Source organism: Pseudorhizobium sp. NPDC055634, assembly GCF_053618655.1.
This window is the reverse complement of record NZ_JBSHHW010000014.1, coordinates 93,929-113,908: the sequence shown is the minus strand read 5'-3', so window position 1 is coordinate 113,908 and position 19,980 is coordinate 93,929. Positions and strand designations below refer to the sequence as shown.

The window sequence follows — 19,980 nt, the reverse complement described above, 5'->3', positions numbered from 1 at the left end:
AGGAGCATCCATGCGGCTAGTCCAGCTCTCTTCCGGTGATGCCATAGCAGATCGCCGCATCGACTATGCCCGGATGCTTTTCGAGGCCGGCGATCTTCAGGGTGCCGTCGAGATGATGGAGCAGGCGGTCGAACTGGTGCCGGCCTGGGCCGCGGGCTGGTTTCGCCTCGGTGAGTATCGGGAAAAGGCAAGTCTCGTCGCCGATGCGGTGGACGCCTTCCGGCAGGCGCTCGCAACCGATCCGGGGGATATCTTCGGCGCCCGGCTGAAGCTCGCCCTTCTCGGCGCCGAGGAGGTGCCCGACCGTCCCCCGAGCCGCTATGTGGAGAGCCTCTTCGACGAATATGCGGACCGGTTCGAGACGTCTCTCGTGGACAAGCTCGGCTACACGGTCCCCGGCAGGCTTGCGGCACTCCTGAAGGAGGCGGCGCCCTATCGCCTCGCCGTCGATCTGGGCTGCGGGACGGGCCTGATGGGCCTCGAGCTTCGCGCCATGGTCGGCAGGCTGGAAGGTGTCGATCTTTCCGCAAGGATGCTGTCGAAGGCGCGTCAGAAAGAGGTCTACGATTATCTGGCCCGGGTCGATCTGAACTTCGCCGCGGAAGCCACCGGGCTGGTATCCGATCTTCTCCCGCGGTGCCGCGCCGACCTCGTCGTCGCGGCCGATGTCCTCAACTACCTGGGCTCGCTGCAGGCCGCATTTCCGCTTGTGGTCGATCTGCTCGCCCCCGGGGGGCTCTTCGCCTTCTCGATCGAGGAGGCCGAAGCCGATCAGGGGTTCGTGCTGCAGGACTCGCTCCGCTATGCGCATTCCGAAACGTATATCCGCCAACTCATGGACGCGCATCGCCTCGTGATCCTCGACCTTCACCGCATGGACATTCGCTTCGATCGCGGTAAAGGGGTACGCGGCATGCTGTTTCTGTCGCGCAAGCAGTGACGGAAAAACATATTCTTTCGTTTTGAAAGTAATCGCGCCCGACCCGTTGAACAGAGCCGACCGACACTTTATTGCGTCGCGAAATCAACGAACTGGGGGTTGGGATTGGCTCGGCACAAGCAGCCACATAGGCGAAGCCTTGGCTTTTACAGCGTGGATCCTTCGCAGCATACGCTCCTGGAGGACAGCCAGGGGTTGGCGACCGGCGCCCTCGTCGCGGCCCTCGGCTTTTATCTCCTCAATCACGTCGGCCTGCTGACGGGCGGAACGGCCGGGGTGGCCTTCCTTCTTCATTATGCCTTCGGGATTTCCTTCGGCCTGCTGTTCTTCGTCGTGAACCTGCCCTTCTACTACCTCTCCTTCCGCCGCCTCGGTTTCGCCTTTTCGCTGAAGACCTTCATCGCCATCGGCATGGTTTCTCTGGTTACCGAGATCGAGAGCCGCTTCCTGCTGATCGAATATCTTCATCCCGGCTGGGCGGCCGTCATCGGCGGGCTGCTCCTGGGTTACGGGCTGCTTGCCCTCTACCGGCACCGTGCCTCGCTCGGTGGGGTCGGAATCCTTGCGATCTACATCCAGGACCGGTTTGGCATTCAGGCCGGGCTCGTCCAGCTCGCCTTCGATCTCTGCGTGATGGTCTGCGCCTTCGCAGTCGTGTCGCCTTCGACCGTCGCATGGTCCATCGTCGGCGCGGTGGTGCTGAACGTCTTCCTTGCGATCAACCATCGCTCGGACCGCTATATCGTGGTGCGTTGATGTCGGAAGCGGAGGCGCAGGGGATTGCCGCAGGTTCGATCCTGGCGGCCCTCGGCGTGACGATGCTCGCGTCGACGTCACCGCGGGGCCCCGCTTCCTGACGCGCTATTCCCCGGGCCTCAGCTTCGGCCTCGTCTTCTTCACCCTCAGCCTCGACCTTTCCTTCTATTGGCTTGCCCGGCGTTCTGGAGCAGTCGCCACAAAATCGTGACATGCTCCGGTTAAGTCAGCCATCAGAAATCGGGTCTCAGGTCATTTCTTCCAGAAAACAAACCGCGTTGGGCTGTGAGGAGCAAGCATGGCAACAGCAAACACAGATCAGATTCGGGATGGGATGAGCCAGTGGGCATCCGCGATGAGCATCTATGCTTCAACATCGGCCAATGCGGACACAACGCGAGACAACGGTCTGGCCAAGTTCTGGGCCGACAGCAGATTTACACTTTGGAACGGGCTGATGTTGGATGAGCCAGTCGGAGATAATGAGAAGCTGTTGTCTCATCTGGAACATGCAAGAAGCTACATGCGGGGAAAAATCCATACTGGCCTGCTTTATGTATGCCTCGAAGAGACAACTGGTTTCGATTTCGAGACAACCATGGTTCAGCGCGGCTTCGTGAGGAGGCTCCCCCTTGTGGGCATGGAACTCAGTGAACTGCCGCCCGCTCCCAGCGCATGCACCACGGAATTAGACGTTGTCCGTGTGCTGGATAGCAAGGTCGCGCATGATTTTGCGAGTGTTATAGCCGAAGTCTTCAGAACCGACATTTCTATCTGCAGAGCAGAGTTTGTCGACAAGCCGTTCTGGCGGCAGGATGCCTTTGCCTATGTTGCTTATCTGGACAGGGAGCCGGTCTCGGTTTCAACTGTGATACAAAACGGCGATGCCCTTTATGTTGGCCTGGTTTGTACACGGGAGCAGTTCCGCGGACGGGGCTATAGCTATGCCACCAATCGTTTTGCGCTTGCTGATGCGCATGCCAACTCCGCTCTTGAACGCGCGTTTCTGCACGCGAGTCAGCTTGGCATTCCGGTTTATGAAAAGCTCGGTTTTCAGTCCAGGATGCACGTGGTCGGCTATGCACTATCCGCGTCCTGACTTTCCAGCCACCGAAGGCCCCGAGACTTGACGGCGCTTTGAGGAAAGAATTTTCTCCCCGTGAGCCCGTCGTGCTTCCGGACAGAGCTTCGCAGTACTGCCGCTTCGAGCCCTCCCGAGACGTGCGCTCCGTTCCGGAGGTCAAAGGACCACATCGTTGGTAGGACAGTCTAGACGGCGACGAGCCTCGCCATCGCCCGTTTCTCACGCCGCCGCTGGACGGAGGAGGGAATGTTCATCGCCTCCCGGTACTTGGCAACCGTGCGCCGCGCCAGGTCGACGCCGCTTTTCCTCAGCGAAATCACGATGTCGTCGTCGGAGAGAATGGCCTCCGGGCTCTCCTGGGCGATCAGCGCCCGTATGCGGTGGCGCACGGCCTCCGCCGAATGGGCGTCGCCGCCGTCCTCGCTGGAGCCGATCGACACCGAGAAGAAGTACTTGAGCTCGAACATGCCCCTCGGCGTCAGCATGTACTTGTTCGAGGTCACCCGGCTGACGGTCGATTCGTGCATCTTGATCGCGTCGGCGACCATCTTGAGGGTCAGCGGACGCAGGTGATCGACGCCGTGCAGGAAGAAGGCATCCTGCTGGCGCACGATCTCGGTCGCCACCTTCAGGATGGTCTTCGCCCGCTGGTCGAGGCTCCGGGTCAGCCAGTTGGCGTTCTGCATGCACTCGGCCAGGAAGTCCTGTTCCGGCAGGTTCTTGGCGCAGGATTTCGACACCGACTGGAAATACTGCCGGTTGACCAGCACGCGGGGCAGGGTGTCGGGGTTCAGTTCCAGCGTCCAGCCCCCGGCGGAACCGGCGCGCACGACGATATCGGGGGCAATGGGTTCGGCGGACTGCCGCTCGAAGCTGTCGCCGGGCTTCGGGTTCAGCGTTCGTATTTCGGCCAGCATGTCGAGAAGGTCTTCCTCGCCCACCCCGCAGAGGCGGCGCAGCGTCGCAAAATCGCGCCGCGCAAGCAGGTCGAGATGGTCCACGAGAAGCTTCATCGCGGGGTCGAGACGGTCGCGCTGGCTCAACTGGATGGCCAGGCATTCCCGCAGCGAACGCGCCATTACGCCGGGCGGATCGAGCGTCTGAAGTTCCGCAAGCACCGTTTCGGCCTGCTGCTGCTGCACGCCGAGGCGCTGGGCAATGTCCTCGACCGAGCCTGAGAAGTAGCCGGCCTCGTCGACGGCATCGATCAGGTGGCGCGCGATCAGGCGGTCGGCTGCGCTCCTCAGGAGAAACGGGACCTGCTGCCAGAGGTGCTCGCCGAGCGTCACCGGAGACGCGGCGAAGTCCTCCAGGTCATAGTCGTCGCCCGTTTCCGCGCCGGCCATCGATTTCCATTGGCCAAGCAGTTCGGGCGCGTCCGCCTTGGCCAGCGGCCCGTCGTCCGGGAAGACGTTCTCGAAACCCTGGTCGATGTCCTCCAGGCGCGCCGCGGCGAGCTCCGGCTCTGCTTCGTACCAGTCGTCCGAGGCTTCCGAACCCGATCCTCCACCGTCATACGGCTCGTCCCGATCGCTGCGCGGGGAATGCTGTTCCGGCCGACCATCGACGGTATCGTCGGTGTCAGTCGAAGCAAGGTCGAGCAGCGGGTTCTTCTCGATTTCGCCGGCGATGAACTGGTTGAGTTCGAGATGCGTCATCTGCAGCAGCTGGATCGACTGCAGCAGCTGCGGTGTCATGACCAGCGACTGGCTCTGGCGCAAAAGTAGGCTGGCGGACAAGGCCATGCGGATGCAAACTCCCCGCCGGGCGAACTTGCGCCGCCCGGACATCAACTTGGCCCAAAAATTGCTTTTTTGATTGGTTTGGTCAAGCGGCCCTTCTGGGCCGCGACAGATTGCGCCTCAGAGCGTGAACTTGTCGCCCAGATAGAGGCGTCTGACGTCGGGATTGTTGACGATGTCCTCGGCACGTCCGTGGGTCAGCACCTCGCCCGCATGGATGATATAGGCGCGGTCGATGAGGCCGAGCGTTTCACGGACATTGTGGTCGGTGATGAGGACGCCGATGCCCCGGGCCGTCAGGTGGCGGACGAGGTTCTGGATGTCGGAGACGGAGATCGGATCGACGCCGGCGAAGGGTTCGTCCAGCAGCATGAAGGCCGGATCGGTCGCCAGCGCCCGGGCGATTTCGAGGCGCCGCCTTTCACCGCCGGAAAGCGCCACCGCCGCCGACTTCCGCAAGTGGCCGATATGGAATTCCTCCAGCAGTTCGTCGAGCTTCCGGGCCCGCTTCTCCTTGCTCGGCTCGTGAACCTCCAGAACCGCACGGATGTTCTGTTCGACGGTCAGCCCCCGGAAGATCGATGCTTCCTGCGGAAGATAGCCGACGCCGAGCCGCGCGCGGCGATACATCGGCATCTTGGTGACCTCGTTGCCGTCGATGGCGATCATGCCCTCGTCGACCGGCACGAGCCCGGTGATCATGTAGAAGCAGGTCGTCTTGCCGGCGCCGTTGGGCCCGAGCAGGCCGACGGCCTCGCCGCGCCGAACCACGAGCGATACGCCGTTCACGACCCGGCGCGTGTCGTAGGTCTTGGAAAGCCCGTGGGCGACCAGGGTGCCTTCGTAGCGCGCCTTGTCCTTCACCGCGAACGGCGCCCGGGGGGGCGGCCTGCGCGCCGCCAGTCTGGAGAGGAGAGGAAGTTTCACACTGCTTCCGTCGTTACTGCTGCGGCTGCTGCCGGGACTTCGGGTCGAGAAGGATCTCGACACGTCCCCCGCAGGCATCGAGCCGCGCTTCGCCGGTTTCCATGTAGACGGTCAGCTTGCAGCCCTTGAAGACGTTGGGTCCCTCGGAGAGCACGACCTGGTCGCCCGTCAGGATGAAGGTCTGGGACGCCATGTCGAACTCGCCCTGATCGGCGGTTGCCTGTTGCGTCCCCGAGTTGAGGAGAACCGTGTCGTCGAGGTAGATCTTGTCGATGTCCGCGTTGCCGCCGGTCATCGAGGCGCCTTCGCCGGTATAGAGCACCGTCATCTTGCCGGCCCGCATGGTGGTCGTGCCTTGGACCACCTTCACATTGCCGGTGAAATAGGCCTTCTTTTCCTGCTCCTTGATCTCAAGCTGGTCGCTCTCGATCTGGATGGGCTCGTCGTTGGAGAGCTTCATCCCGTCCATCTGGCTCGTGGTCGCCTGGGAGAAGGCGGGAGAGGCGGCGGCAAGCGAAAGCAAGCCACCCGCGATCATGGAAACGAAAATCTGCGAAGGTCGACGAACGGTCATTGTGCCGGCTCTAGCTGCCCTGGTTTCGGATGGCGGAGGCTTCGATATTGACGCGAACCTGTCCCGCGAATGTGATCGTTCGCCCCTTATCCGTTATATTGAGGGACTGTGCAACAATGGACGCCTCTTCGGTGTCGATCGAGACCGGATCGTTCGTCTGCAGCGTGCCGGCCACAACATCGAGCTGGGCAGACTGGAACTTTGCGGTGATGCCGTTGCTGAGGTTGACGTCGAAGGGCGCCGTCAGTTCCATGTTGTCGGTCCCGCGGTCGAAGATGCCTTCCGTGGCGACGACGCGCGCGATCGTGTCCGCATTCAGCGGAACCGCGGCCTTGACGTCCTCCAGCGTTATCATGTTGGGGTTCTCGATATCCTGCAGAGCCCGCAGCGCCGTCATCGAATAGCTGATGCCGTCGTCGTTGCGACCGGCGATCGCCGGGCGCTCCATGACGATCTTGCCGTCCTCGATGCGGGCGCTCTCGACGGAAAGGTTTTCCGGCAGGTAGGCGCGGATCACGGAGACGGAGATGAACAGCGCCGACACGACAAGCGCGCCGATCGGCAGCCAGACACGGAGCTTGCGAACGCGCGCGGAATGGACGAGCGCCGCCTGGTACGCGTCGACCCCCGCGCCGCCCGCGGTGGCCGGCCTTGGTGCTTTGAGCATTCTCTGCAGCATCGGCTGGATGTGGTCCTCATATTCCGCGTGCTTCCCGATCGCGGGATTGGACGGGAAGGCTTTCGTATTTCTGGCCAATATGGTTTTTATGGATCAACAAACAATAACAGCCAACATTAAATCGTGATAGTCGAGGCGCAGCGTCGCATTATCGACATGCGCATCGGCAGCAGGACAGTCCAATGGATCAATCGGCAATTGCAGATCGGCGACGGCTGAGGAGAAAGCTCACCTTCTGGAGGCTCCTCACCCTTCTTGTCATCGTGGGGCTCGGCTTCACCGTATACCGCCTTGGCGAAGGCGAGGGCGGTCGCGCCACCCCGCACGTCGCCCAGGTCAAGATAACGGGCATGATCCAGGATGACACGGAACTCCTGGAGCGGCTGGACAGGATCGCCGAAAGCGACAGCGTCAAGGCGCTGGTCGTATCGATCTCCTCGCCGGGCGGGACCACCTATGGCGGCGAACGCATCTTCAAGGCCATCCGCGCGGTCTCCGAAAAGAAGCCCGTCGTTTCCGACATCCGCACGCTGGCCGCCTCCGCCGGATACATGATTGCGACCGCCGGCGACACGATCGTCGCGGGGGAAAGCTCGATCACCGGGTCGATCGGCGTGATCTTCCAGTATCCGCAGATCTCGGAGCTGATGGACAATCTCGGCGTCTCGCTCGAGGAGATCAAGTCCTCGCCGCTGAAGGCGGAACCGTCGCCCTTCCATCCTCCGAGCGAGGAGGCGCGGCAGATGATCCAGTCGATGATCATGGACAGCTACGACTGGTTCGTGGACCTTGTGGCGGAGCGCCGCAACCTTCCGCGCGACGAGGCGCTGCGCCTTTCCGACGGCTCCATCTTCACCGGCCGGCAGGCATTGCAGGTCGGTCTCGTCGACAAGCTCGGCGGCGAAGAGGAAATCCGGGCCTACCTCGTCGGCAAGGGCGTCAGCGAGGATCTGCCGATGGTCGAGTGGAAGGACCAGGGGACGAGTTCGTCGCTCTGGTTCGCCCGGGCGATGAGCGAGTTCGTCCGCCTGTCCGGCCTCGGAAACATGCTCGGCGTGGACACGATGCGCCCCTGGATGGGCGAGAAGTTGTTCCTTGACGGTCTTGTCTCCGTTTGGCAGGTTGGCCGCCAGTGAAAATCTAGATTTTTCAGGGGGCAAACGTGATCAAGTCGGAACTGGTCCAGATTGTTGCGGCACGTAACCCGCACCTCTACCATCGCGACGTCGAGAACATCGTCAATGCGGTGCTCGACGAGATCACCGATGCGCTGGCCGCCGGCAACCGCGTGGAACTGCGCGGCTTCGGCGCCTTTTCCGTCAAGAACCGCCCCTCGCGCTCCGGGCGCAATCCGCGCACCGGCGAATCCGTCTTCGTCGAGGAGAAGTGGGTGCCCTTCTTCAAGACGGGCAAGGAACTGCGCGAGCGCCTCAATCCCGGCATGGGCGACGAGGCGGATTGACGCGCTCTCCTGCTCTTCCCGGCAATGCACTTGAAAGGCGCCGCGAGGCGCCTATTCTGCCTCCGGAGGGGGACGATAGCATCATAAAAGGACAAGGCTGGAAGACATGACGAGGCTGAAGAAGATTGTCACGCTGGTGATTCTGGTGCCGCTCGGCATCCTGCTCATCGTCCTTTCCGTCGCCAATCGCCAAAGCGTCACGCTGGCCCTCAATCCCTTCCGGCCGGACGACAGCATGCTGTCGGTGACCGCTCCCTTCTTCCTCTTCCTCATGCTGGCCCTCATCATCGGCATGTTCATCGGCTCGTTCGGAACCTGGTGGACGCAGGGCAAGTACCGTCGGCAGGCCCGCATCGAGGCGCGCGAAGCCGTCAAGTGGCACAACGAAGCCGAAAGGCAGAAGAAGAGCCAGTCGACCGCCGTCGTCCCTTCCGGCACGACCGTCACTCGCAACTGAAGGGCCGACCGCGCCTCTTCTTTTTGACCGCGGCCTGCTTATCTTCTCGCCGTGGACCTGATCGAAGCCCCATCCGCCGGCCGTGAGGCCGCCTTGCTGCCCCGGCCGTTCCTTAAGTGGTTCGCCGAAAAGGGTTGGGCGCCGCGCGCCCACCAGCTGGAACTCCTGGCGAGGGCCGAGGCGGGGGAGAACACGCTTCTCATCGCGCCGACCGGTGCCGGCAAGACCCTTGCCGGCTTTCTCCCCTCGCTGACGGACCTGACCCGCCGCGGCAGGATCGCCCCGGGCTCCGCCGCCTTCACCGGCGTCCACACGCTCTACGTCTCGCCGCTGAAGGCGCTCACGGTCGATATCGAGCGTAACCTCATGAAACCCGTCACCGAGATGGGGCTCGGGGTCACCGTCGAGACCCGTACGGGCGACACCCCCCAGGCAAAGCGCCAGCGCCAGAAGCTGTCGCCGCCCGACATCCTGCTGACCACGCCCGAGCAGGTCGCCCTTCTGCTGGCAAACCGTGAGGCCGAACGCTTCTTCAAGGACCTTCGATACGTCGTGCTGGACGAGCTTCATTCGCTCGTCACCTCCAAGCGCGGGCATCTCCTATCGCTCGGGCTGGCGAGGCTGCGCCGTCATGCGCCTGGTCTGCGCACGATAGGCCTGTCCGCAACCGTCGCCGATCCCATGGACCTGCAGCGCTGGCTGGTCTCGCAGGGCGGGCAAGCCGCTCCGCCCGCAAGCCTCGTGCACGTGCAGGGAGGCGCGTCACCCGACATTGCCATCCTGGGAACCGACAAGCGCATCCCCTGGTCCGGCCACGTCTCGACCTATGCCATTCCCGAGGTCTACGAGGAGATCAGGCGGCACAAGACCACTCTCGTCTTCGTCAATACCCGCTTTCAGGCGGAGCTTCTCTTCCGGGAGCTTTGGACCATCAACGAAGACAATCTGCCGATCGCGCTGCATCACGGCTCGCTGGATGCCAGCCAGCGCCGCAAGGTGGAAGCCGCCATGGCCGCCAACCGGTTGCGGGCGGTGGTCGCGACCTCGACGCTCGACATGGGCATCGACTGGGGCGACGTCGATCTCGTCGTCCATGTCGGCGCGCCGAAGGGCGCATCCCGGCTAGCCCAGCGCATAGGCCGTTCCAACCACCGCATGGACGAGCCGTCCAAGGCGATCCTCGTCCCCTCCAATCGCTTCGAGGTGATGGAATGCCAGGCGGCGCTCGATGCGAACTATCTCGGCGCGCAGGACACGCCGCCGGTCGGCGAAGGGGCGCTCGATGTCCTCGCCCAGCACATTCTCGGCATGGCCTGTGCCGAACCATTCGATCCGCTCGAGATCTACGAGGAAATCACCAGCGCCTCGCCCTATGCGAATCTCTCCTGGGAAATGTTCGAGCGCGCGGTCGATTTCGTCGCGACAGGCGGATATGCGCTGCGCTCCTACGAGCGCTACGCCAAGATCCGCAAGACGAAGGAGGGGCGCTGGCGCGTCTCCAATCCCCAGGTCGCGCAGCAGTACCGGCTCAATCTCGGCACGATCGTCGAGGCGACCGAACTGACCGTCCGTCTCGTGAAGCGCAATGCCGGGGGCACGATCGGACGCGGCGGCCTCTCGCTCGGCAAGGTCGAGGAATATTTCCTCGAACAGCTCGTGCAGGGGGATACCTTCCTCTTCGCCGGAAAGGTTCTCCGCTTCGAAGGCATCCGCGAGAACGAATGCCTCGTCTCCAACGCGTTCTCCATGGATCCGAAAATCCCCGCCTATGCCGGCGGCAAGTTCCCGCTGTCGACCTACCTCGCCGACCAGGTCCGCGCCATGCTGGCCGATCCCGCCCGCTGGAACGTCCTGCCGGAGCAGGTGCGCGAGTGGCTGGAGATCCAGCAGGACCGGTCCATGCTGCCGGCCAGGGACGAGTTGCTGATCGAGACCTTCCCGCGCGGAAAGCGTTTCTTCATGATCGCCTACTGTTTCGAGGGCAGGCTTGCCCACCAGACGCTCGGCATGCTGCTGACCCGCAGGCTGGAACGTCTCGGCGCCCGCCCCCTCGGCTTCGTCGCGACCGATTACTCGCTGGCGGTCTGGGCCTTGAACGATCTCGGCGGCATGATCGACGAGGGCAGTCTCAGCCTCTCCGATCTCTTCGACGAGGACATGCTCGGCGACGATCTGGAGGCCTGGCTCGACGAGAGCTACATGCTGAAACGCACCTTCCGCAATTGCGCGGTGATTTCCGGCCTGATCGAGCGCCGCCACCCGGGCAAGGAGAAAACCGGCCGACAGGTCACGGTCTCCACCGACCTCATCTATGACGTGCTGCGCAGCCACGAACCGGACCACATCCTGCTCGAGGCGACGCGACGGGATGCGGCAACGGGTCTTTTGGACATCGGCCGGCTTGGCGATATGCTGGCGCGAATCAAGGGCCACATCACCCATCGCGACCTCGACCACGTCTCGCCGCTCGCCGTCCCCGTTATGCTGGAGATCGGCAGGGAAACGGTTCCCGGGGAGGCGCAGGACGCGGTGCTGGAGGAAGCGGCCGAGGAACTGATCGCGGAGGCGCTCTCGTGATGCCCTTCGCGCCGTGGAAAGACAGACGCTTGATGCATCGCCTCGGGCTTGCGGCCCGTACAGCAGGAATGACGGGCCCCCTCGCCGGGGCGGAGGAAACGCTCGTCCATGGCGTGGCGGCGGTCTGCGATCCGCTGGGCGCGCTCTACCTTCCCGAAACCGCCACGCTCGTGATCTCTGACCTGCACCTGGAAAAGGGGGCGGCCTTCGCCCGGCGGGGGATGATGCTGCCGCCATACGACACGATTGCCACGCTCAACATCCTGGCGGCCGTCATCGGCCGTTACGATCCGAAGACGGTCGTCTCGCTCGGGGACAATTTTCACGACCGCAAGGGCTCGGCCCATCTTCCCGCCGACCTGCGGGCGCTGATCGGCGCCATGGCACGCGGCCGCGACTGGATCTGGATCAACGGCAACCACGACCCCGACGGGACGACGGATCTTCCCGGAACCTCGCTCGACGAGCTGCTCTACGGCGGTCTCACCTTCCGCCACGAGCCGAGCCTGACGGCGGGCAGGGGCGAGGTGGCGGGCCACTTTCATCCTGCCGCCACAGTCCGGCGCCGCGACAAGTATGTCCGTCGTGCCTGCTTCGCGACCGACGGTACCCGCCTGCTGATGCCGGCCTTCGGCGTCCTGGCGGGCGCCCTCGACCTCAATCACCGGGCCATGCACGGTCTTTTCGATCGCGCGGCGCTCGTTGCCCACCTTCTCGGACGCGACCGCATCTATTCGGTCCGCTACACCAACCTCCTCGGCTGAGCGCGGATCAGTCCTTGCGGAAGATCAGGCTGGCGCCCCAGCCGGTGATCACGGCGATCAGGACACAGAGGAAGCCGTAGGTGATTGGACGGTCGCGCGCCGCATCGGTGATGGCCTGCTCGATGCCGGTCTTGACCACCCTCAGGGGCAGTTCCCGTTCGAAGATGAGCTCGCCGCTCTTGAAGAGGTAGGCGCGCACCGTGTGGACCCCGTCGGGAATATTGGCCGGCAGCCGCAGCGAGGCCCGGAACAGGCTGGGGCTCACGAACCGGACGCCGCTCGTGTCGCGCTGGTAGAGCCCGCTCGACAGCATCAGCCGCAGGTAGGCCTCCCGGAACTCCGACAGGTCCACCGCATTGCCGACATAGCCGGTCGGCGTCAGCGCGAGATGGTTGATGCCGACGCCGATGCTGTTCAGCGACGGCGCCTCGTCGATGGCGTCGATCGCGCGCGTACTGGCAAGCGAATAGGATTCCGGCACCTGCTCGAAGGTCATCGAATCCGTGTTCATCCAGATCCCGAGCACCCTTTCCTTGCGCCGCACCGTCGCATAGTCCCGCGGACCCTCGAGCGTCACGATCACGTCGTACTGGCCGATCGCCAGGAACAGTTCGTCTGCGTTGGTAAGCGCCCCGAAGACCGTCAGGTCCGCTCCCTTGAAGTCGGAGGTGATGGCGATCTCGTCCGTCGAAGTGCCGATTTCCAGCACTTCCTTCACCGTCGAGGCTTCCCCGAAAGGCACCTGGGCGACGGCGGGCGAGGCGGCGATGAGGGAAAAGGCGGCAAGGAGGACGTGGAGGAGGCGGGGCATCAGTACGCGAAGCCTCCCATCACCACGGAATAGATATCGTCCGGCGTCACCACCAGCGCGATCGCGAGACGGATGCCGACGGCAAGTACGAGGAGGGCGAGCAGTGCGCGCAGTTGTTCGCCGCGCAGCTTCTGTCCGACCCGCACCCCGTATTGCGCCCCGATCACGCCCGCCACCATGAGGATGGACGCGAGCACGATGTCGACGGAATAGTTGGTCGCCGCCTGCACCATGGTCGTATAGGCAGTCACGAAGATGATCTGGAACAGCGAGGTCCCGACGACGACGCTGGTCGGGATGCGCAGGAGATAGATCATCGCCGGCACCATGATGAAGCCGCCGCCGACACCCATGATCGAGGTCAGGACGCCGATCCCGAAGCCGAGCGTCAGCACCGGAATGGCGCTCAGGTAGATCTTCGACTTCTTGAAGCGCATCTTGAACGGCAGGCGGTGCACCCAGATGTGCTGGCCGGGTCGTTTGGCCACCGGCGGCTCGTTGCGCGCCGTCCGGCGCATGGCGCGCACGCTCTCGTTGAGCATCAGGCTGCCGACCGTGCCGAGCAGGATGACGTAGAGAAGCGAGACGAACAGGTCCAACTGGCCGAGGCGGCGCAGCCAGGAGAAGATCCATATCCCGACGGTGGCCCCCACGAGACCGCCGGCCAGCAGGACGGTGCCGAGCTTGATGTCGAGCGTGCCGCGCCGGAAATGGGTGATCGCACCCGAGATCGACGAGGCCACCACCTGGTTGGCGCCGGTCGCGACGGCCACCACGGGCGGAATGTTGTAGAAGATCAGCAGCGGCGTGATCAGGAAGCCGCCGCCGACGCCGAACATGCCGGAAAGGAAGCCGACGGCCGCGCCCATCCCCAGTATGATGAAGATGTTCACGGAAAGCTCTGCGATCGGCAGGTAGACGGTCACGTCCGAACCTCAAACACGATGGCGCCGCGGCAAGGGAGCGGTTCCGCCAGACGGATGCAATTTCCGCGCCAGTGCCGGGAGTTTGGCCCCTGCCGAAAGGCAGGTTCCGGAACTCCTGTCTTGCGCCCGATGCCGCGCCTAGTCAACGCAGGCCGCCCGGTTAGCCGGCCATTCCTCCCTTTTTGTGGCATCGTGATTAACGCCTGCGGCGAGGAAAGAGCGGACCGGCTACGCGTTGCGCTTCAGCAGTTCCCGCACCAGCGCATCGTTCACCTTGCCCGTCGGCTCGTGGCCGATGGAAGCCTGGAATGCCTTGAGGGCCTCGATCGTCTTCGGTCCCATCCGGCCGTCCGGCGCGCCGGCATCGAAACCGTTCTTGTTGAGAATCGCCTGGATGTTGAGGATCGCCTTCTCCAGGTCGACGGAGCCGGTGGTCAGCGGTGCCTCGCCGGTCCAGCCGTCGGGAAAGTTGACCTCGTTGGCTTCCGGCTTGAGCGGCTGGGGCTTCCAGCTGTCGGCCGCGACGCGTCCGGCCTGGACCTGGTCCTGCCGCATCGCCTTGGCGACCTCGTCGCGCTTTTCGGCGGCATCCCGGTCCCCGCCCTTCGCGGAGATCGCAAACCACTTGTAGGACTGCACGAGGTCCTGGGCCGTGCCGTTGCCCCGGGCATAGAGGATGGCGAGGTTGAACTGGCTGTCCGACACGCCCAAGTCGGCGGCCTTCCGGAACCATTCCACGGCGGTCGCGTAGTCGGGTTCGCCGGCAGCGCCCGAGGCGTGGAGGACGGCGAGGTTGTGCATGGCGCTGGCATTGCCCGCGTCGGCGGCCTGCCGGTAGTAGCTGATCGCCTTGTCCATGTCCCGGGTGACGCCCGTCCCCTTCTCGAAGAGGTTCGCCAGCCTGTATTGCGCCGGGGCAAATCCCCTGTCCGCGGCAAGCTTGTACCAGTTGGCCGCCTCGGAAGGATCGGCCGCGACGCCACGGCCGTCGGTGTAGCGCACGCCGATCTCGAAGAGGGCGAGCGGGTCGCCGGCTTCCGCCGCATCGGTCAGCGCTTTCGGGCCGATCGAGGCGGGCACGACGATGCGGGGCGCTGCGTCTTCGACGGCCACGGGCGCGGCCGCTTCGGGCGCGGTCGCCTCTTGTTGCGCGGGCGCAATGGACGGCACTCGTTCCAAAGTATCGTCTTGCGGGCTGACGGCCGGCGGGTCTCCTGCGGGAGCGGCAGCGGCCACGTCAAGCTCCGTTCCCGCTTCCGCAACGGCCGTGGTTTCGGCCATGACATTCGCCTCGGCCGGTGCTGCGTCGGCTGCAGGCGCTTCCATCGGCACCGGCGGAGGCAGGACCTCGCTGCTGCCGGTCAGCGTCTTGACGAGAGGAACCGTCATCAGCACCAGCAGGACGGCGCCCACGGCCATCATGATCGGCCGGCGGTGCCGGGCGAGCGCGCTGCCCGCGGATTTTCCGGTGTTTGCCTTTCCGGAGGAGGGGATGTCGTCGAGGCCGCCCGTCGCCGGGTCGGTTTCCATGGCCGCGGCCTTGGCGGCACGACGCGCCGCCGCGATGAAGTCGGCGCGATCGGTCTCCGTCACCGGACCGCGTCCGGAGGCTGCCGCCTGGCTGGCGCGGACCCGCTCGAGGATCTTGCGCACGTCCGGCGCGCCGGAGCCCGGCTCCAGCGGTTCGTTGTATTCTTCGGCCGGCAGGACGTCGACGGGTGCGAGCGAAGGCGTCGGGTCGACGACGGTCCGTCCCGAGGTGGCGGCGGCGGGCTTCGGCCCTGGGCGCAACCGCCTGGCGATCTGGTTCAGGAGCCCGCCTTTTTCCCGTGCAGCCGGGTCCGCCGTGCGCTCAGGCGCTTCGGGCGAAATGACATCCTCGTCCAGCATGGCATCGGTTGCCGCGGCCTCTTCGTCGAAGACCGGCGGGCGGGCCGCGGCGGAGGCCGCATCGGACGTGCTGCTGGAAAGCGCGTTCAGGAGGTCGGCGTGGAGCCTCTCCACCTCACGGGGCATTTCGGGTGCCGCAAACGGCGTGCTGTCCATGGCTTCCGGCTGCCGGTCCCAGTGGCCCATCTCCGGTTGGCGATGGAGAGGCTGCGCCACGCGGTCCTCCATCGTGTCGAGCCGTTCGGCGATCTGCACGAGGGTGCTGTGAAGCGCGTTGAGCGTGTGCTGGGAGCGTTCCTCGCTGCTGCGGGTCAGTGCCTCCAGATGGCGAAGATCGTCGGCAAGGGCCGCCACGGCGCTGAGGTCGACGGCCGTAGCCGGACCATGGCCCTGCCGCGAAAAGTTCTCCAGCACCGCCTCGGCCGCCTGGCGGGCCGCCTCGAGGATGTATTCATCATTCGTCGCCAGGTAGCTCTCGATCTGGCTAACCCGGCTGTCCATCTCGTCGGAGTTGGCGGATGCCTGGCGTCCCGGCTGGCTGATCAGCGTGGAGAGGTGTGCGATCTGCGCCTCGAGGTTCTGGAGGGCCGCGCTGTCGCCGGCCGGCGCGCGCGCCGCTTCGTCCAGTCTGGCCGCGATCCCGCTCAGCCTGTCCTCGATGCGCTCGAAGGCGGCAGGCTCGGACGCGGACTGCCCCTGCGCCCGGTAGTGGTCGATATCTTCGATCTGCTGGGTCAGGCGGTCCAGCCGCTCGGCAAGGTCGTGACCCGCGATCCCCTGGCCGAGCCGGTCCACCTTTTCGGCAATCTCGCCGAGGAAATCGACGAGGTCGGGATCCTGCACCCGCGGCGCGCTGACGAGCATCTGCGAAAGCTGCTGGAGGCGTTCCTCCAGGCGCAGCACCTGGTCGTCGGCCAGTTGCTCGACCCGCTCGGACAGTCCCTCAATCCGCTCCGACAGGAGCCGGGTCGCGTCGGGCCTCGATCCGACGGCCATGGCATCGATCTGCTGCGCGAGCGAGCCCAGCCGGTTTTCGAGGCGTTCGAGAACGGCCTGGTCGATCGTGGGCGCGGATGCGGCCCGTCCGCTTGCGGCTATCGCCCGGCTGATCTCGTCGAGCCGGTCGTCCAGGACCGCGAATTGTTCGTTCAACGCCTCGTCGTTCGGCCGCATGCGCGAGCCGAGCTGCTCCATGGCGGTGGCGACGGCGACGAGCTTCTGCTCCAGCGCCCGGATGGCGGGGCTGTCGCTCATCGCTCCGAGCTGCCCCTTGATGTCGTCGATGCGGTAGGCGAGGCCGACCAGTTCTTCGCGCAGGGCATGGGTGTCGAGGTCGAGGATACGCTCCTCCAGGCCGTCCCACCGGCTGTCCAGACGCCGTACCGTCTCCTCGCGGGCAAGGCCGTCGACCGCTGCCAGCAGGTGTTCGTATTCGGCGCGAAGCGCGTTTGCCGCGGGTCCGCCCTGGTGGCCGAGCGCGTCGATGCCGTTCGCGAGGCGCGCAAGGTCGGCCCTGACGTCGTCGTCGATCTCCTGCCTGCCGGGTGCTGTCCGCAGACCGCCGATCTCCGATCGCAATCCCCTCATCTCGCGGGCGATCTCTTCGGCAATGTCCTGCCGGATCTCCTTGCGGAGTGCCGTCACGGCTTCCACCACGTCGTGGAGCGGCGGATTGGCGGGCTTGTACGGGGAGCCGGCCATCGGGCCGGGAGCCTGTTCGGCCATTCGTGGTCGCGGTGCCGGCCGGCGCGGTTCGAGAGGCGGGCGGGCTCCCGGGAGGGCGCGTTCGAAAGCCGGGCGGCGGTCGCCGTCGGTGTCCCGCGTGCCGGCGAGGCTGCGCTGCCGGTCGCGGATTTCCTGCAGCGGATTGCGGTTGATGGATGCCTGGGGCGCCAGCGGCGAACGGAGGTTTTCGCTCGGTGCCGGACGTTGCGTCTCCCGGGACTGCATGAGCCCCTCCAGCCGCGCTTCCAGCCCTTCGATCGTCCTGTTCAGCGCGTCTAGCGACGATCTGTCTCCGTGAAGGGGATGTGTCGATCGTGAACCGTTCATTTCGCTGCTCGTTCCAGGTTGTCAGGCTTGGCGACGGGTGTGCCAGTCGTGGCTGCCGCCATCGGCCGCAAGCCGCCGGGGAAGCCCTTCGTGGAACGGGCCGCGGGTGCTGCAAACGGGCCTTTTCCAAGTGCAATTTGGCCAAACGTGGTAAACAAGCGGTTAAGCCCCGCGGAGTTTTTAACCTTTGCGTGAGGTTTGCCCTCGCGGCGGCGATCGGCGGGCCCGGCACGAGGCGGGCAAATCGAAAAAATCGGCACCGGCTGTTTGACGTTTACGCAAACGTCAATTATTCATGGCTTCATGATGGCGGACCCAACCGTCCGCGCGAGGTCTATGGAGGAAGCTCGACCATGCCCGTCTACAAGGCGCCGGTTAACGATACCCTTTTCGTACTCAATGACGTGCTTGGCCTGGAGCGCTACGGAAACCTGCCGGGCTTCGCCGATGCCTCCCCGGACATGATCGAGGCCATTCTCGGCGAAGCCGCAAAGGTGGCCGAGGAAGCGCTTTTCCCGCTCAACCTTTCGGGTGACCAGGAAGGCTGCACGCGCCACGACGACGGCACGGTCACCGTTCCGAACGGCTTCAAGGAAGCCTATGACCAGTATTGCCAGGGCGGCTGGATCGGGCTTGCCGTTCCGGAGGAATTCGGCGGCCAGGGCCTGCCCTACACGCTGCATGCCGCGGTCGGCGAATACATGTCGTCCGCCAACATGTCGCTGATGATGTATCCCGGCCTCACACAAGGCGCGATCGCCGCGATCCTGGTCCACGGTTCCGACGAGCAGAAGCAGACCTACCTGCCGAAGATGGTCGAGGGCAGCTGGTCCGGCACCATGAACCTGACCGAGCCGCATTGCGGCACCGACCTCGGGCTCCTGCGCACCAAGGCCGTCCCCAACGGTGACGGTTCCTACAAGATCTCCGGCCAGAAGATCTTCATCTCCGCCGGCGAGCACGGCATGACCGACAACATCATCCACCTGGTGATCGCCCGCATCGAGGGCGCGCCGGAAGGAACCAAGGGCATTTCGCTCTTCATCGTGCCGAAGTTCATCGTCAACGAGGACGGTTCGGTCGGCGAACGCAATTCGGTTTCCTGCGGCGCCATCGAGCACAAGATGGGCATCCACGGCAATTCTACCTGCGTCATGAACTATGACGAGGCGACCGGCTACCTGCTCGGCACCGAGAACAGGGGCCTCGCGGCCATGTTCGTGATGATGAACGAAGCCCGCCTGGGCGTCGGTCTGCAGGGCCTGTCGATTGCCGAAGTGGCCTACCAGAACGCCGTCACCTACGCCCGCGAACGCATCCAGGGCCGCTCGCTCTCCGGCGTCAAGGCGCCTGAGAAGAAGGCCGACCCGATCATCGTCCATCCGGACATCCGCCGCACGCTGATGACCATCAAGGCCTTCAATGAGGCCGGCCGCGCCTTCATGCTGTGGACGGCGCTGAAGTCCGATATCGCCCACCGGTCGGAAGACGCCGCCGAGCGCCAGAACGCCGACGACCTTCTCGGACTCGCGACCCCGATCCTCAAGGGCGTGCTGACCGACAAGGGCTTCGACCATGCGGTCATGGCCCAGCAGGTCTATGGCGGCCACGGCTATATCGAGGAATGGGGCATGAGCCAGTATGTCCGCGATGCCCGCATCGCGATGATCTACGAAGGCGCCAACGGCATCCAGGCTCTCGATCTCGTCGGCCGCAAGCTGGCCCTGAACGGCGGCCGCGCCGTCATGGCCATGTTCAAGGAAATCGGCGATTTCTGCGAGGAGAACCGCGCCGACGAGGAGATGGCGCCGTTCACCAAGGCCCTGAAGAAGGGCTTGAACGACCTGCAGGCCTCCACCATGTGGTTTATGCAGAACGCAATGGCCAAGCCGGACAATGCCGGTGCCGGCTCGACCGATTACATGCACCTCTTCGGCCTCGTCACCCTCGGCTACATGTGGGCGAAGATGGCGAAGGCGGCCCAGGCCGGCATCGCCGCCGGCGACGCGCGGGAGGACTACCTGAAGACCAAGCTCGTGACCGCGAAATTCTACATGGAGCGCATCATGCCGGAGACGGCCCTGCGCAAGGCGCGCATCGAAACCGGCGCCGACACCATGATGGAACTGGCCGCGGAAGCATTCTGATCGCAGTGAGCCCCTCACTCGCAATTTCTGGCACCTGGCTGCGCCAAGATGTCGAGATTACTTTCTCTCCCGCAACGGAGAGATGCCGGGTTGGTGACGGGGGTAACAGGCGGTCGGCTTGGCCGGCGAAACGATCCGGTGATCGTTTCGAGCTTCGAACGCCCGGGACCGGAGGCGACCGGCCGGGCGTTA

Annotated in this window: 16 protein-coding genes; 9 read left to right on the top strand and 7 right to left on the bottom strand. The window is 64.6% G+C overall.

What is annotated here, in order from left to right; all coding sequences use genetic code 11:
* Window positions 1–10: 10 nt before the first annotated feature.
* From ACWGPT_RS19575 to ACWGPT_RS19565, 3 genes are all read left to right on the top strand, one after another.
* On the top strand, window positions 11–940 hold the full coding sequence (locus tag ACWGPT_RS19575) for a methyltransferase (protein ID WP_452607312.1): 930 nt from the start codon (window positions 11–13) through the stop codon (window positions 938–940).
* A 105-nt stretch (window positions 941–1,045) separates the two neighbouring features.
* Window positions 1,046–1,696 (top strand): YitT family protein, encoded by a 651-nt coding sequence (locus ACWGPT_RS19570; RefSeq protein WP_452607311.1) that lies wholly within the window; start codon window positions 1,046–1,048, stop codon window positions 1,694–1,696.
* A 298-nt stretch (window positions 1,697–1,994) separates the two neighbouring features.
* Window positions 1,995–2,795, top strand: a complete 801-nt coding sequence (locus ACWGPT_RS19565) for a GNAT family N-acetyltransferase (protein WP_452607310.1) — start codon at window positions 1,995–1,997, stop codon at window positions 2,793–2,795.
* 170 nt (window positions 2,796–2,965) lie between these two features.
* On the opposite strand, the gene rpoN is transcribed toward ACWGPT_RS19565, so the two are convergent.
* The 4 genes from rpoN to lptC all read right to left on the bottom strand — a co-directional run bounded on the left by rpoN (window position 2,966) and on the right by lptC (window position 6,702).
* Window positions 2,966–4,525, bottom strand: a complete 1,560-nt coding sequence (gene rpoN / locus ACWGPT_RS19560) for an RNA polymerase factor sigma-54 (RefSeq protein WP_452607309.1) — start codon at window positions 4,523–4,525, stop codon at window positions 2,966–2,968.
* Between the two features lie 117 nt (window positions 4,526–4,642).
* Window positions 4,643–5,527, bottom strand: a complete 885-nt coding sequence (lptB, locus tag ACWGPT_RS19555; protein WP_452607308.1) for an LPS export ABC transporter ATP-binding protein — start codon at window positions 5,525–5,527, stop codon at window positions 4,643–4,645.
* The gene (locus ACWGPT_RS19550) at window positions 5,463–6,023 is read right to left on the bottom strand and encodes an LptA/OstA family protein (protein WP_452607307.1); all 561 of its coding nucleotides are present in this window, start codon (window positions 6,021–6,023) and stop codon (window positions 5,463–5,465) included. Before ACWGPT_RS19550 ends, lptB begins: the two co-directional genes overlap by 65 nt.
* Before the next feature lie 10 nt (window positions 6,024–6,033).
* Window positions 6,034–6,702, bottom strand: coding sequence for an LPS export ABC transporter periplasmic protein LptC (gene lptC / locus ACWGPT_RS19545; RefSeq protein ID WP_452607305.1), 669 nt, complete (start codon window positions 6,700–6,702; stop codon window positions 6,034–6,036).
* Window positions 6,703–6,884: 182 nt separating this feature from the next.
* Between lptC and sppA the strand changes: the two genes are divergently transcribed.
* The 5 genes from sppA to pdeM all read left to right on the top strand — a co-directional run bounded on the left by sppA (window position 6,885) and on the right by pdeM (window position 11,962).
* The gene (sppA, locus tag ACWGPT_RS19540) at window positions 6,885–7,838 is read left to right on the top strand and encodes a signal peptide peptidase SppA (RefSeq protein ID WP_452607304.1); all 954 of its coding nucleotides are present in this window, start codon (window positions 6,885–6,887) and stop codon (window positions 7,836–7,838) included.
* A gap of 26 nt (window positions 7,839–7,864) precedes the next feature.
* Window positions 7,865–8,164: an integration host factor subunit beta gene (locus ACWGPT_RS19535; protein WP_052636772.1), complete on the top strand. Its 300-nt coding sequence runs from the start codon at window positions 7,865–7,867 to the stop codon at window positions 8,162–8,164.
* A gap of 106 nt (window positions 8,165–8,270) precedes the next feature.
* A complete protein-coding gene (locus ACWGPT_RS19530; protein ID WP_452607303.1) occupies window positions 8,271–8,621 on the top strand; it encodes a DUF1049 domain-containing protein in 351 nt (116 codons plus the stop codon).
* Between the two features lie 60 nt (window positions 8,622–8,681).
* Entirely contained in the window at window positions 8,682–11,198 is a 2,517-nt protein-coding gene (locus tag ACWGPT_RS19525) for a ligase-associated DNA damage response DEXH box helicase (RefSeq protein WP_452607325.1), read from the top strand.
* A 32-nt stretch (window positions 11,199–11,230) separates the two neighbouring features.
* Complete coding sequence (gene pdeM / locus ACWGPT_RS19520) at window positions 11,231–11,962, top strand: ligase-associated DNA damage response endonuclease PdeM (RefSeq protein WP_452607324.1); 732 nt, start codon at window positions 11,231–11,233, stop codon at window positions 11,960–11,962.
* A 7-nt stretch (window positions 11,963–11,969) separates the two neighbouring features.
* Here the strand turns inward: pdeM and ACWGPT_RS19515 are convergent, their stop codons facing one another.
* From ACWGPT_RS19515 to ACWGPT_RS19505, 3 genes are all read right to left on the bottom strand, one after another.
* Complete coding sequence (locus tag ACWGPT_RS19515) at window positions 11,970–12,773, bottom strand: TIGR02186 family protein (protein WP_452607302.1); 804 nt, start codon at window positions 12,771–12,773, stop codon at window positions 11,970–11,972.
* Window positions 12,773–13,699, bottom strand: coding sequence for a sulfite exporter TauE/SafE family protein (locus ACWGPT_RS19510; RefSeq protein WP_452607301.1), 927 nt, complete (start codon window positions 13,697–13,699; stop codon window positions 12,773–12,775). The genes ACWGPT_RS19515 and ACWGPT_RS19510 overlap by 1 nt, the downstream gene beginning before the upstream one ends.
* Window positions 13,700–13,927: 228 nt before the next feature.
* Window positions 13,928–17,641 (bottom strand): peptidoglycan-binding protein, encoded by a 3,714-nt coding sequence (locus ACWGPT_RS19505; protein ID WP_452607300.1) that lies wholly within the window; start codon window positions 17,639–17,641, stop codon window positions 13,928–13,930.
* A gap of 353 nt (window positions 17,642–17,994) precedes the next feature.
* Between ACWGPT_RS19505 and ACWGPT_RS19500 the strand changes: the two genes are divergently transcribed.
* Window positions 17,995–19,788 (top strand): acyl-CoA dehydrogenase C-terminal domain-containing protein, encoded by a 1,794-nt coding sequence (locus tag ACWGPT_RS19500; protein WP_452607299.1) that lies wholly within the window; start codon window positions 17,995–17,997, stop codon window positions 19,786–19,788.
* Window positions 19,789–19,980: the final 192 nt, after the last annotated feature.